Annotated in this window: 8 protein-coding genes; 6 read left to right on the forward strand and 2 right to left on the reverse strand. The window is 42.3% G+C overall.

Annotated features, from left to right (window positions below; all coding sequences use genetic code 11):
- The first annotated feature begins 280 nt into the window (after nucleotides 1-280).
- The 4 genes from aceE (at nucleotide 281) to FLL46_RS23755 (ending at nucleotide 7549) form a co-directional block, all read left to right on the forward strand.
- Nucleotides 281-2956, forward strand: a complete 2676-nt coding sequence (aceE, locus tag FLL46_RS23740; RefSeq protein WP_142934412.1) for a pyruvate dehydrogenase (acetyl-transferring), homodimeric type — start codon at nucleotides 281-283, stop codon at nucleotides 2954-2956.
- A 14-nt stretch (nucleotides 2957-2970) separates the two neighbouring features.
- Nucleotides 2971-4614 (forward strand): dihydrolipoyllysine-residue acetyltransferase, encoded by a 1644-nt coding sequence (aceF, locus tag FLL46_RS23745; RefSeq protein ID WP_142934413.1) that lies wholly within the window; start codon nucleotides 2971-2973, stop codon nucleotides 4612-4614.
- 118 nt (nucleotides 4615-4732) lie between these two features.
- Nucleotides 4733-6154, forward strand: coding sequence for a dihydrolipoyl dehydrogenase (gene lpdA, locus FLL46_RS23750; RefSeq protein WP_142934415.1), 1422 nt, complete (start codon nucleotides 4733-4735; stop codon nucleotides 6152-6154).
- A gap of 255 nt (nucleotides 6155-6409) precedes the next feature.
- Nucleotides 6410-7549: a polysaccharide deacetylase family protein gene (locus tag FLL46_RS23755; RefSeq protein ID WP_142934417.1), complete on the forward strand. Its 1140-nt coding sequence runs from the start codon at nucleotides 6410-6412 to the stop codon at nucleotides 7547-7549.
- Between the two features lie 45 nt (nucleotides 7550-7594).
- Here FLL46_RS23755 and FLL46_RS23760 read toward each other — a convergent pair whose 3' ends face one another.
- Nucleotides 7595-7732 carry a DUF3149 domain-containing protein gene (locus FLL46_RS23760; protein WP_142934418.1) on the reverse strand — a complete coding sequence of 46 codons (138 nt, stop codon included), beginning with the start codon at nucleotides 7730-7732 and terminating at the stop codon, nucleotides 7595-7597.
- 274 nt (nucleotides 7733-8006) lie between these two features.
- Here FLL46_RS23760 and FLL46_RS23765 point away from each other — a divergent pair, with 274 nt between their 5' ends.
- Both FLL46_RS23765 and FLL46_RS23770 read left to right on the forward strand, forming a co-directional pair.
- Entirely contained in the window at nucleotides 8007-9404 is a 1398-nt protein-coding gene (locus FLL46_RS23765) for a sodium-dependent transporter (protein ID WP_142934420.1), read from the forward strand.
- Nucleotides 9405-9735: 331 nt separating this feature from the next.
- Complete coding sequence (locus FLL46_RS23770; RefSeq protein ID WP_142934422.1) at nucleotides 9736-10815, forward strand: tetratricopeptide repeat protein; 1080 nt, start codon at nucleotides 9736-9738, stop codon at nucleotides 10813-10815.
- A gap of 82 nt (nucleotides 10816-10897) precedes the next feature.
- Here the strand turns inward: FLL46_RS23770 and FLL46_RS23775 are convergent, their stop codons facing one another.
- Nucleotides 10898-11770 carry an AraC family transcriptional regulator gene (locus tag FLL46_RS23775; protein ID WP_142934424.1) on the reverse strand — a complete coding sequence of 291 codons (873 nt, stop codon included), beginning with the start codon at nucleotides 11768-11770 and terminating at the stop codon, nucleotides 10898-10900.
- Between the last annotated feature and the right edge of the window lie 117 nt (nucleotides 11771-11887).

Raw genomic sequence — 11887 nt, forward strand, 5'->3', positions numbered from 1 at the left:
ACAGTTTTAAATATTGTTAGCCAGGCTAAATATTGAGTTTTTGGCAGATTAGTGTTACTTTGTGCGCAGTTTATGGCGACAAGCCGAATACTGACTGAAAATGCAGCTTCATGGTTAACTGCTATACTTTCTAGCGTCTTTTATTGCTGGCGCCTTATTATTTGTCCTTCTTAATTCGAAGTACTGGTTTAAAAAGAAATACTATTTTAACAGCCGATTAACGTGACAAATAAAACCTGAAGCACCAAATAAAAAATATACTATTCCAGCGAGGAATCCTATGTCTGATAAAAATCACGATGTCGATCCCATTGAAACTCATGAATGGCTAGATGCCCTGGAGGCTGTGCTTGAAGAAGAAGGAACTGAAAGAGCACATTTCTTACTCGAAAAGCTGATCGACATGGCGCGCCGTTCAGGTGCTTATTTACCTTACAGCGCCACCACTGCTTATCTCAATACGATTCCAACAACCAAAGAAGCTCGAATTCCAGGCGATCAGGAAATGGAACAACGCTTGCGCTCCATTATTCGCTGGAATGCCATTGCCCTGGTACTTCAGGCGAGCAAAAAGAACAAAGAGCTCGGCGGTCATATTTCTAGTTTTGCTTCTTCAGCTACTTTATATGATGTCGGTTTCAACTATTTCTTTCGTGCAACTGATGAACAACAAGAAGGTGACTTGATTTATTATCAAGGCCATTCATCACCGGGAATTTATGCGCGAGCTTTCCTTGAAGGAAGATTAACCGAAGAACAAATGAAAAATTTCCGTCAGGAAGTGGACGGAAAAGGGCTTTCTTCATACCCGCATCCCTGGCTTATGCCTGACTTCTGGCAATTCCCAACCGTATCAATGGGCCTCGGGCCAATTCAGGCCATTTACCAGGCGAGATTTTTAAAGTATCTACAAAACCGAGAGTTAGCCAGTACTGAAAAACGTAAGGTTTGGGCATTTATGGGTGACGGTGAAATGGATGAGCCGGAATCATTAGGCGCAATTTCGCTCGCTGGCCGTGAAAAACTGGATAACCTGGTTTTTGTTATCAACTGTAATCTGCAGCGTCTTGACGGACCGGTGCGAGGAAACGGTAAAATTATCCAGGAACTCGAAGGCAGTTTCCGCGGAGCCGGATGGAATGTTATTAAAGTTATCTGGGGACGTTATTGGGACCCTCTGATTGCTCGTGATACCGAAGGCAAATTGCTTAAAGTCATGGACGAGTCAGTCGATGGTGAATACCAAAACTATAAGTCAAAAGGTGGTAAGTTCACTCGCGATTATTTCTTCGGTAAAGATCCTGCGTTATTGGAAATGGTCGCTAACATGTCCGACTCTGATATCTGGCGCTTAAATCGCGGTGGACATGATCCAACCAAGGTATATGCCGCTTATCATTCAGCAGTTCACCATAAAGGCCAGCCGACGGTCATTCTGGCTAAAACGGTGAAAGGCTATGGTATGGGAGACAGTGGTGAAGGAAAGAATATTTCTCACCAGGTGAAGAAAATGAATCTGGACGCATTGAAACAATTCCGAAATCGATTCAATGTGCCAATTAGTGACGAACAGTTAGAGGAAACACCTTTCTACCATCCCGGTGAAGATAGCCCGGAAATTAAATATTTGCGAGAGCGTCGCGAAGCACTGGGCGGTTATTTACCTGCACGGCGTTCAAAGTCGACTAATCTAACGGTTCCACCGTTGAAAGCATTTGAAGCGATTACCAAGGGATCAAATGGTCGGGAAATTTCCACCACTATGGCCTTTGTCAGAATCCTCAATATTCTGCTCAAAGATAAAGAATTGAGCCAACGGATTGTACCAATTATTCCTGACGAAGCGCGTACCTTTGGAATGGAAGGTATGTTCCGACAAATCGGTATTTATTCCTCTGTCGGTCAGCTTTACGAGCCGGTTGATTCTGACCAGGTGATGTATTACCGCGAAGATAAAAAAGGCCAGATTTTGGAAGAGGGCATTAACGAAGCCGGTGCGATGTCTTCCTGGATTGCGGCTGCAACCAGTTATTCAAGCAATAACTTGCCAATGATTCCGTTTTATATCTTCTACTCAATGTTTGGATTCCAGCGAATAGGCGATTTAGCCTGGGCCGCAGGTGATATGCAGGCTAGAGGATTTTTGCTCGGCGCAACTTTTGGACGTACTACACTGAATGGTGAAGGACTACAGCATCAAGATGGCCACAGCCATATACTTGCCTCAACTATTCCAAACTGTGTCAGTTATGACCCAACCTATGGTTATGAATTAGCGTTGATTATTCGCGACGGGATGCGTCGAATGTATGAAAACCAGGAAAATGTTTTCTACTACATCAGTACGCTCAATGAAAACTATGCGCATCCGGAAATGCCTAAAGGATGCGAAGAAGGCATTATCAAAGGAATGTATTTGTTAAAGTCGGGTAAAAAACCCCGTGGAAAAAATACTGCGCCAAGGGTGCAATTGTTAGGTTGCGGTCCAATTTTAAATGAAGTGATTGCAGCAGCAGAATTACTTGAAAAAGACTTTAAAGTAAACGCCGATATCTGGAGTGTAACCAGTTTCAACGAGCTGGCGCGTGACGGCAATGAAGTGACCCGACTTAATATGTTAAACCCTGAATCGGATAAGCCAGCGGTCAGTTATGTTGAGCAGTGCTTAGGTGGCCAAGAAGGCCCGGTCATTGCCTCAACAGATTCGATGAAAGCCTACGCCGAACAAATTCGTGCATTTGTCCCTGCAAAATACCGAGTGTTGGGAACCGACGGATTCGGACGAAGTGATAGCCGCGAAAATCTGCGCCGTTTCTTTGAAGTTGACCGTTATTATGTGGCTGTTGCGGCAATCAAAGCGTTAGCCGATGAAGGCACTTTAACGGCTAAAGATGTTACAAAAGCGCTTGAGCTTTACAACATCGACATCAATAAACCTAATCCATTAATCAGCTAAAGGGGAGATTGAAAATGAGTGATTTAGTTCAAGTCAATGTTCCCGACATTGGTGACGTTTCTGAGGTTGATGTAATCGAGTTATTAGTCAACGTAGGCGACACCATAGCAAAAGATGATTCATTGATTACGTTAGAAACCGACAAAGCAACGATGGATGTTCCGTCCAGTGAATCAGGTGTAGTAAAAGCCATTCACGTGCAGGTCGGCGATCAAGTTTCTCAAGGCGATTTGATTCTCGAAGTAGAAGCCAGTGCTTCAGGCGTCACTGAGGCAAAAACTTCAGCGGCAGAGCCTGATGTCGCGGCTGAGCAAGAGGCTGTATCTGAGCAAGTCGCTGAGTCTGTGCCAGAGCAGCCTGTCGAAAATGTTCAGCCCGCAGCTTCTCAAGCTGAAGAAAAAGATCTAACCGTACCTGATATTGGCGATGCCAGCGATGTTGATGTGATTGAAGTGCTGATTGCTGACGGCGATTCAATCAAAAAAGATCAGGGATTAATCGTTCTAGAAACTGACAAGGCCACAATGGAGGTTCCGGCTTCTGACGATGGCACTATATTATCGGTTTCGGTGAAGGTCGGTGATAAAGTTTCGCAGGGCGATGTTATTGGTCGTATTAAAACTGAATCTGCCGATGCGCCAAAAGCCTCTCAACCGCCTGCTGCAGTTACTGCACCTGCTCCGGTAGCTAAAGAAAGTAAAAGTGCACCGGTACCCGATCATCCGCAAATGAAAAAGAAAGCTTCCAAGGGAATTGTTCACGCTAGCCCGGCTGTGCGTCGGTTTGCCCGTGAATTGGGAGCCGATCTTGCGAAGGTCAAGGGCTCAGGACCGAAAGGCCGAATTCTCAAAGAAGATGTTCAAAATTTCATCAAGTTTGAATTATCACGCCCTAAAGCAACCGCAGCGACTGGTGCATTCTCAACGCCTCAAATGCCTGAAGTGGATCATGCTAAGTGGGGGGAGATTGAATCTAAACCTTTGACCAGAATTCAAAAAATCAGCAGCGTTAATTTACATCGTAACTGGATTACAATTCCCCATGTGACTCAACATGAAGATGCCGACATTACTGATTTAGATGCTTTTCGAAAGTCACTTAAAGATGAAGCGGCGCGTGATGGTGTGCGTTTAACACCGCTTGCCTTCATCATGAAGGGGCTCGTTCACACGTTAAAAGCGTTTCCCAAGTTTAATGCGTCGCTAGCGAGTGACGGTGAAAATCTGATATTTAAGAATTACTACCATATTGGTGTAGCGGTTGAAACGCCTGACGGCTTGACGGTCCCAGTTATCAGAGATGTTGATCAAAAAGGCATCTATCAACTGGCCACGGAGCTGGGAGAAATCAGCGCAAAAGCCAGAGAGAAGAAATTGTCAGCCGATGATATGCAGGGAAGTAGCTTTACTATTTCTTCATTAGGTGGAATAGGTGGTACTGCTTTCTCTCCTATTGTAAAATGGCCCGACGTTGCCATACTGGGGCTTTCAAGAAACAAAATGCAGCCGGTATGGAATGGAAGCGAATTTGTACCCAGACTGATGTTGCCCATGTCGCTCTCTTATGATCACCGAGTAATCGATGGTGCTGATGCGGCGAGATTTGTGGTTCATTTGTCACAGACGTTGAACGATATTCGTCGCGTTCTTTTGAAATAATTGATAGTGGATCAAGATAGTTAGAATTGTTTTTATCTGATCCGCTAAATCATTGATGGTTAAAAATAATGGCCTTAGTCACTAAGGCCATTGTCATAATTTAAAAGGTGAAAGCACTATGAGTAATGACATTCAAGCACAAGTGGTAGTGATTGGCGCTGGTCCGGGCGGTTATACCGCCGCATTTCGCGCGGCTGACTTGGGTTTAAACGTTGTTTTGGTTGAAAAGTATTCAACATTGGGCGGTGTCTGCTTAAATGTTGGTTGTATTCCGTCGAAAGCTTTATTGCACTCTGCTAAAGTTATCGACGAAGCGAAAAGCATGGAATCTCATGGTGTTTCTTTTGGTGACCCCAGTATCGATATTGATAAGATCCGAGAATACAAAGAAGGTGTTGTCGGCCAGCTGACCAAAGGTTTAGGCGGTATGGCAAAAATGCGCAAGGTTAAGGTTGTGCAAGGCGTTGCCAAATTTACTTCTCCAAACACTTTAGCGATCGAAGGTAATGACGAAGTCAGCAACATTAACTTCGAAAACTGTATTATTGCTGCAGGTTCCAGAGTTGTTCAACTCCCATTTTTGCCAGAAGATGATCGAATCATCGATTCAACCGGCGCGCTTGAGTTAAAAGATGTACCTGAAAATATGTTGGTTATCGGTGGCGGAATTATCGGTCTTGAAATGGCGACTGTTTACCGCGCTTTAGGTAGTAAAATTTCAATTGTTGAAATGTTCGACCAACTGATTCCTGCGGCAGACAAAGATGTGGTTAAGGTGCTACATCGCTATGTGAAAAAGCAGTATGAATCCATCATGCTTGAAACCAGCGTCACCAAAGTTGAAGCGAAAGACGATGGCCTTTGGGTAACATTTGAAGGTAAGAAAGCGCCGAAAGAACCGCAACGCTATGACAAGATTTTATCCGCTGTTGGACGTCGACCAAACGGTGATTTGCTCGACGCAGGTAAAGCGGGCGTTAATGTCGATGAGCGCGGTTTTATCGCCGTAGATAAACAGCTCCGAACTAATGTTCCTCATATCTATGCTATCGGTGATTTAGTTGGCCAGCCAATGCTTGCCCATAAAGCGACTCACGAAGCGCATGTTGCTGCGGAAGTGATTGCCGGCAAAAAGCACGCATTCGAGCCTCAATGTATTCCAAGCGTCGCTTACACTGATCCGGAAATTGCCTGGGTTGGATTAACGGAAAAAGAAGCCAAAGAAAAAGGCATCGATTATGGCGTTGGGACTTTCCCATGGGCTGCCAGCGGCAGAGCGATTGGCGCCGGCCGTACTGAAGGTTTTGCCAAATCAATTTATGACAAATCGAATAATCGAATTATAGGCGCTGCTATTGTTGGTATTAACGCCGGTGAGATTATCGGTGAAGCTGGGCTTGCAATTGAAATGGGTTGTGACGCGGAAGATATCGCACTAACCGTTCACGCTCATCCAACGCTCTCTGAATCTTTGGCATTCTCAGCTGAAGCTTACGAAGGAACTTGTACTGATTTACCACCAGCCCGCAAAAAGAAATAGGCTGAGCGAGTTCACCTAAGTCTGTTGGTGAAAAGTTGCTAAAAAACACTCAAAAGAAGGCGCAGTAATTGCGCCTTTTTTGATCGACAAGAGTTGTCGAAGAATGAGCAATGCTGTTTTATTTACATGTATGGAGCTACCGAGGCGGCGGGCTATTTTTGAAAGATTGATTGTTTGAAGTAATAAAGTGATGTAACTTTTTGAGCTCAAGCCGAATTACCCAAAATAATAAAGATTAGTGATGGGAGACTTTAAATGCGTTTTCTGGCTGGATTGACACTAATGTTGATATTGAGTTTCTGTCGAGATACTAAAGCGACAGTGGTTCTTCAATACCATCATATCTCTGAAAGTACTCCACGAGTGACTAGCACTTCTCCCGAGTTATTCAAGCGGCATATGAATTATCTGAAAACTCATGGTTTCAGAGTGCTTGCTATGGCCGAATTGATTAAATTGTTAAATCAGAAAAAAACGCTACCTGATAAATCTGTGGTCATTACATTTGATGATGGATATTTATCCATTTATGAAAATGCACTTCCTCTGTTAAAACAATATGATTTTCCCTTCACTGTATTTGTTAATACCAAAGCGGTATCGGAAAACTCAAAGCAGTTTATGAGTTGGCGACATTTGAAGGAATTGACCAGAAATAAAGGGACTATCGCTAATCATTCAGTGAGTCATGCATATTTAATTAGAAAGGGGAGCGGCGAGTCTGAGTCTGAATGGGAGAAGCGAGTATCGCAAGAAATCAGCGTGGCTCAAGCTGAAATAGTATCTCGTTTGGGAAAGAGTGTTAAAGCCTTCGCTTACCCTTATGGTGAGTTTAACCTGGCGTTGAAAAATATACTCGACTCAATGGGGTACATCGCATTTGGTCAGCAATCAGGTGCAGTTTCGGTTGATGTTGATCATCAGGCGATTCCGCGATTTCCTTTTGGTGGCAGTTACGGAGAGTTAAAAGACTTTGCGGTTAAAGTAAATAGTTTGCCGTTACCAATAGCGTCAGTGACATTGCTCGATGAAAAAGACAACCGGCTTATCGACCATGTTTTACCCTCGAAGGTAAAGAGGCCAAAGTTAGTTATCAAGTTAAAAAAATCCCATTTGAAAAAAAATTCTCACAATGCTGAATTAAATAATGAAAGGCCACAGGATACAAAACGGCGAAATGCTGATTTGAAGGACCAAGATATGCAAAATATTAATCTACAATGCTTTTCAAATGGGCTCGCTCAAGGTTGGCTAACTCAAACAAATGGCGAATTAATTTATCAGTCGAAAGTCGATTTGAAATACGGTAGAAATCGATACAACTGCACAGCGAAAAATCGAAAGAACAATCGATTTTTCTGGTTTTCTCAGCCCTGGGTTCGTGTTGCTGACTAATCTGCGGTTGATTCGTCGATTGAATAACCTATCGAATTGCTAAACTTAGTCAGCATCAGGCTTTTGGTTCATTTTCTTGATAAACATTCTGGCCAGATAGGTTCCCATGAAAATCATAAATAGTATTACGCCTAAGCTCAGTAACCCTTCTGCGCTTGAAAACAACTCTTTAAATAGTTCCATGGTAGTTTCCTCGTGATTAATTACCTTGGTAAGTTTAAGCAATGAAGCCTGTTTTTGAGATGATCTAAATCAATTTTACTGGCGTTCTCTATTTTCATACTGAACAATTCTCGTGACTTTGTTAAAAATTGGGCGAATTTTGGAGTCTTCACCAAATCTTCACCTCAATAGTGGTCAAACTCAATGAATTGATTGGATGAATAATTGCAAAGTACGTTATAGTCAGTCGATAACAATAGCCAGTCAATAACAAGAAAAAGGGGAGTGTTCATTCATGGCATCTAGAGGCAATTTTAATTCGAGGCTCGGTTTCATCTTAGCGTCAGCAGGCTCGGCTGTGGGTCTTGGAAACATCTGGAAATTTCCGTTTGAAGTCGGTGCGGGCGGTGGCGCTGCTTTTCTCGTTATCTATCTTTTCTTTGCCTTCGTGTTATGTTTTCCAGTGATGACCGCTGAGCTAGCGATTGGACGGCACACCCAATCTAGCCCGGTCGGTGCGTTTCGCAAGCTCGGGTTTTCTAAGTGGTCAGGAATTGGGTATTTAGGGTTGGCTTCGGGACTGTTAATTCTCTCTTTTTATAACGTCGTTGCCGCCTGGTCTTTTGGTTATTTTTTTGAAATGGTTGTTGGAAATTTTGAAATTGGATCACACTTTAGTGAGTACGTTTCCAATTGGCTGAAAATTGGGATTTATGGCATTATTTTTATGTCAGCAACGGCATTTATTGTGAGCCGTGGTATTTCCCATGGTATTGAACGCGCTGCCAAAATTATGATGCCGCTCTTACTCTCTCTCATTTTCGGATTAATTATTTACTCGCTGACATTACCGAACGCAATGGTCGGCATTCAATATTACTTATTACCTGACTTTTCAAAGGTAACCGGCGCTGTCGTCTATAGCGCATTGGGGCAAGCTTTCTTTTCATTGTCACTTGGTATGGGCGCATTAATTACTTTTGGTAGCTATGTGAAAAAAGAAACTAACCTGGTCTCCTCGGCGGCAATAATAACCTTTAGCGATGTTTGTATCGCATTTCTCGCAGGTCTGATGATGTTCCCATTAGTGGCTTATTTAACCAAAGGTGATCTGGCTGCAATCAATTCTATTTCTGGAGAAGAATCATTTATATTTGAGACCCTGCCCGCAGTATTTCAGTCGCTCGGACCAGTGTTAGGCATTGTCGTCGGTAGTATTTTCTTCCTGCTGCTTTCATTCGCTGCGCTAACTTCCACGATTTCGTTGCTGGAGGTTCCAACAGCTTTCCTGGTTGATGAAAAGAAAATTAAGCGAAGTAAAGCAACCTGGATTGTGGCCGGTATTATTTTTCTGATTGGGATCCCTTCAATGTTAGGTAGTGGTGCATCAGAATTTTTTGCGAATTTTGTCAAGCTGCCTGGCAGTGACAGCTCTCTGAGTTTTATGAGTTTTGTTGGCGTAGTCGGTGGCAGCACCTTTTTATCTTTGGGTGGTTTTTTGATTTCTGTATTCGTTGCATTTATCTGGCGTAGGAAAAACTTTATGGATGAAGTGAGAGTAGAAAATGAAACAGCGGTTAACGGATTTTTACGCCAATATGTTAATTTTGCTATCGCTTATATTTGCCCGATAATTTTAGGTATTATCTCTTTGGTGACAATTTTTGATAGCTATCTTGGTATTAGTTTTTAAGATGTTTTTTTTAGTTTTCAATAAGACAGATACTAAAAGATAGTTCAATGTCATCTCGACCGCAGTGGAGAGATCTCCCAAAGCGTTTGATGGTCTGTTATTTTAAGTAAGTCTTACGCGGAGAGTTTTTAGTTAAGCGTCTTTGATAATAGTAACTTAGCGTATATCTGATGGAGATCTCTCCACTGCGGTCGAGATGACAGTGTTTTTTGATTTTTTAAAGTCATCATTGTTGATAACTAATAACTGGCAAACCGTTGTTCAGGAACCGTTAAGGCTACTCATTTTATCTTTCTCGGTTTACTAATAAAGATAAGAAGGATTAATACTCATGCTCCCCCAAATTGGAAAGGTGTTAGGTGAAAAGATGTTAGGTAAAAAAGTATTAAGTGGAAAGGCATTCATTGTCCTAACCATTTTATGTATCCCACATTTTATGATTGATGCGTCGGCAGAAACACCAGCAAAAAATAATCCTGGATCGCAAAATGAACTCGAGTTGGCGATTAAAGATTTTGATTCAGGTCGATTTCAATCCGCCGAAAAAAAGTTTATTAAGATATTAAAGTCAAACAATAAACATCTACAAAGTATTATCTACCTTACCCGTATTAGTATGCGTGGCTATAAACTGGACGACGCGGAAAACTATATTGAACAGGCACTAGAAATATCGCCGGAAAATGCGGAAGTTCAACATTTGAGTGGCGCCGTGTATGGAAGCATTGCAAGAGATGCCAGTGTGTTTACTGCGATGGGTTATGTGAAAGATTGTCTGAAGGGATTTAACAAAGCGGTAGAGTTAGAGCCTGGTAATATTGACTATCGACTAAGCTTAATTAATTTTCACTTAAATGCGCCGGGCATTGCCGGAGGCGATAAAGAGATTGCGGTAGAACAGGCTAAAGCTATTCGGAAAATCAACGAAAAGCGCGGCTTTATCGCTCTGCTGAGTGTTTATACATCGATAGAAGATGATGAATCTACCCAGTCGTTACTTAATAGTATTCCTCAGTCGCTGGCGAATGATGCTGACGTATTATTTAATAAAGGAATTATTGAACAGGGTAAAGAAAAGTTTGAACGTGCCACAATAAGTTTTCAACAAGCAATTACAAACGCGGGCGAGAAAGAAGAGTTTTCGATTTCAAAATATGCTGCAATCTATCAATTGGGAAGAACCAGTGTTTTAAGCCAGAAAAATATTGAGCCAGGCGTTAAATTCCTTAAACGCTATATTGCTGAAGCGCCTGAACATGAAAGTTTACCGAGCAAGGAATGGGCGCAGTTTCGTTTAGCGAACTTGATTGAAGCTCAGGGCAAGAATGATGAAGCGAGAGTCATTTATCAAAAAATATCAGGTAAGACTCAGGATCAAAACTTGATAAAGCAGGTTAAAGAAAAACTTTAGGGCGAGATTGTTTAGTGATTTAATCAAGACTAAATTGTGGAGCAGAATCAACATAAAATGCGATTAATTCAGCTCCAGTCGCTTAACCCGCGGCCTCGATTGAGCAGTTGAGTAATTCCCTCATATTTTCATTAGTTTCCTTAAAATAGCGTTTAGGTGAAGTGCCTAAATGCTTTTTAAACATAGTAATAAATGCCGAACCAGATTCATAACCAAGGTCAACGGCGATATTATTAATCGATTCACCTCTTTCAATTCTTTCGAGTGAGTAAAGTATTCTCAGTCGCTGTCGCCATTCAACAAAACCCATTTGAGTTTCCTTGTGAAATAATCGATTTAAGGTACGAGGGGTCGCCCCGATGGTATGACTCCATTGTTCCAGTGTGGTGCTGTCAGCTGGATTTTTGTTGAGTGTTGAAGTGATTTTTATGAGGCGTTTATCGGTTGGCATATTAACAAAAAGTGGTGCATTACTCGCACTTTCTATCTGATCGATCACTACCTTAAGCAGGTTATTTCTTTGTGCATTTAGTTCATATTCTTCTTGCCATTGAGTGATTGTTAAAATTAATTCTCTTAATAACCCATTGACGTTAATGGAAGTGGTAGTCGTCGGCAGGTTTGTTGACCAATCGTTGTCGATATAAAGGCTTCTGAAACTGAGACCAAAACGGGTTGAAACCAGGTGTGGGGTAAACTTGGGGATCCATAAAGCACGTTCGGGTGGAATGATAAAGCTCGCGCCCGGAACATTTACTTTCATAATACCACGAGACGCATAAGCGAGCTGCCCCCAGGGATGCTGATGTTCTTCGACTACGTAATTCTCAGGCATTTCTGAAACCCTGGCTAGTATTGGCTGTGCGAGCGTATCTTGCAATCGGGGAGAGCGCCCTCGTGCCCAGGTAGGAGGCGTCGTTGTGCCATTGTCTGTTCTATTAGTGGAGTTGGTCATGTTTTGTTGAATTTTTTCTATTTAAAGAAACCTGTTTGTCGTAATGTCCGAAATGATAAATTATCTGTCTCTTATGCGAAAGAATGCATTTTAGTGTAGCGATATAATCGTTTTTAT

It is taken from the genome of Aliikangiella coralliicola, from assembly GCF_007004725.1.
GTDB lineage: Bacteria > Pseudomonadota > Gammaproteobacteria > Enterobacterales > Kangiellaceae > Aliikangiella > Aliikangiella coralliicola.

Bases quoted from the DNA above. Each gene is read 5' to 3' on its own strand.
- FLL46_RS23775 (WP_142934424.1), bottom strand. From the start codon at position 11,770: ATGACCAACTCCACTAATAGAACAGACAATGGCACAACGACGCCTCCT.
- FLL46_RS23770 (WP_142934422.1), top strand. From the start codon at position 9,736: ATGCTCCCCCAAATTGGAAAGGTGTTAGGTGAAAAGATGTTAGGTAAA.
- aceE (WP_142934412.1), top strand. From the start codon at position 281: ATGTCTGATAAAAATCACGATGTCGATCCCATTGAAACTCATGAATGG.
- FLL46_RS23760 (WP_142934418.1), bottom strand. From the start codon at position 7,732: ATGGAACTATTTAAAGAGTTGTTTTCAAGCGCAGAAGGGTTACTGAGC.
- lpdA (WP_142934415.1), top strand. From the start codon at position 4,733: ATGAGTAATGACATTCAAGCACAAGTGGTAGTGATTGGCGCTGGTCCG.
- FLL46_RS23765 (WP_142934420.1), top strand. From the start codon at position 8,007: ATGGCATCTAGAGGCAATTTTAATTCGAGGCTCGGTTTCATCTTAGCG.
- FLL46_RS23755 (WP_142934417.1), top strand. From the start codon at position 6,410: ATGCGTTTTCTGGCTGGATTGACACTAATGTTGATATTGAGTTTCTGT.
- aceF (WP_142934413.1), top strand. From the start codon at position 2,971: ATGAGTGATTTAGTTCAAGTCAATGTTCCCGACATTGGTGACGTTTCT.